The following is a 1910-nucleotide window of genomic DNA, read 5'->3' as shown; positions in this document are numbered from 1 at the left end:
TCGAAAAGGAGATGTGAAGGTTCAGTATTGTCAACCTTATTCTAATATCCTTCAGGAAGGTATGGTTCGGAAAAATGTGGGACAATCTATTTTGGAATTAGGTTATCATTACCGTTCTAAATATGGTGATGAGCAACATTTACCCATGATTGTAATGAATGGTTTACTTGGTGGATTTGCTCACTCTAAGCTCTTTACAAATGTCCGTGAAAATGCTGGATTAGCTTATACCATTTCAAGTGAGCTTGATTTATTTAGTGGATTCTTGAGGATGTATGCTGGTATCAATCGAGAAAATCGTAACCAGGCTCGTAAAATGATGAATAATCAACTGCTTGATTTAAAAAAAGGTTATTTTACAGAGTTTGAGTTAAATCAGACCAAGGAAATGATTCGTTGGTCGTTGTTACTTTCTCAAGATAATCAATCTTCATTGATTGAACGTACTTATCAAAATGCCTTATTTGGAAAATCTTCAGCAGACTTTAAAAGTTGGATTGCAAAGCTTGAACAAATTGACAAAGATGCTATTTGTAGAGTAGCTAATAATGTGAAACTACAAGCGATTTACTTTATGGAAGGAATAGAATGACAAAGGTTGTTTTTGAAGAAAAATACTATCCAGCTGTAAAAGAAAAGGTTTATCGAACTCGTTTGGCCAACGGATTGACAGTTGCTCTTTTGCCTAAAAAGGAATTTAAAGAGGTTTACGGGAGTGTCACTGTACAGTTTGGTTCGGTAGATACGTTTGTCACAGAAGTTGACGGAGATGTAAAACAATATCCTGGAGGAATTGCTCATTTTCTTGAACATAAATTATTTGAGAGAGAAGATTCTAGTGATTTGATGTCGGCTTTTACGAGTCTAGGTGCAGATAGTAATGCCTTTACAAGCTTTACAAAAACAAACTATCTTTTTTCAGCAACGGATTATTTTTTAGAAAATTTATATTTACTTGATGAATTGGTAACATCAGCACACTTTACTGAAGCTTCCATTCTGACAGAGCAGGATATTATTCAGCAAGAACGAGAAATGTACCAAGATGATCCAGATTCGTGTTTATTCTTTTCAACTTTAGCGAATTTGTATCCTGGTACACCTTTAGCAACTGATATAGTTGGAAGTGAGGAGTCCATTTCCCAAATCAATCTAACTAATTTGCAAGAAAATTTTACAAAGTTTTACAAACCTGTAAACATGTCTCTGTTTTTAGTTGGTAATTTTGATGTGGAGCGAGTACAGGACTATTTTGAAAGCAAAGAACTGAAAGATTCAGATTTTCAGGAAGTAGCAAGAGAAAAGTTGTTTTTACAGCCTGTAAAGCCAACAGATAGTATGAGAATGGAAGTATCTTCTCCCAAACTAGCGATTGGAGTTAGAGGTAAGCGAGAAGTTTCTGAAGCGGATTGCTATCGACATCATATTTTATTAAAATTATTGTTTGCAATGATGTTTGGTTGGACTTCGGATCGTTTTCAAAAATGTTATGAATCAGGTAAAATTGATGCATCCTTATCTCTGGAAGTTGAAGTAACAAGTCGCTTTCATTTTGTCATGTTGACAATGGATACGAAAGAGCCAGTTGCTTTGTCTCATCAATTTAGGAAGGCTATTCGTAATTTTACAAAGGATTTAGATATTACAGAGGAACATTTAGATATTATCAAAAGAGAGATGTTTGGCGAATTTTTCAGTAGCATGAACTCTCTTGAATTTATTGCAACGCAATATGATGCTTTTGAAAATGGTGAGACAATTTTTGATTTGCCGAAAATTTTACAGGAAATTACTTTAGAGGATGTCCTTGATGCTGGACATCATTTAATAGATGATGGTGACATAGTTGATTTTACAATATTCCCATCGTAGTAACCTATTATAATAGACACTAGAAAGAAGGGATGACA

2 protein-coding genes are annotated in these 1910 nt (G+C 34.3%); both read left to right on the top strand.

The annotated features are described in order from the left end of the window. Positions 1-592: pitrilysin family protein (locus FQ182_RS29510; RefSeq protein ID WP_149494084.1), on the top strand; the 592-nt coding region annotated here is incomplete at its 5' end. After that, entirely contained in the window at positions 589-1872 is a 1284-nt protein-coding gene (yfmH, locus tag FQ182_RS29505) for an EF-P 5-aminopentanol modification-associated protein YfmH (RefSeq protein ID WP_000170193.1), read from the top strand. The genes FQ182_RS29510 and yfmH, both read left to right, overlap by 4 nt. Positions 1873-1910: the final 38 nt, after the last annotated feature.

The organism is Pseudomonas sp. ANT_H4 (assembly GCF_008369295.1).
Classification (GTDB): domain Bacteria; phylum Pseudomonadota; class Gammaproteobacteria; order Pseudomonadales; family Pseudomonadaceae; genus Aquipseudomonas.
This window is presented reverse-complemented; position numbering and strand designations above follow the sequence as displayed.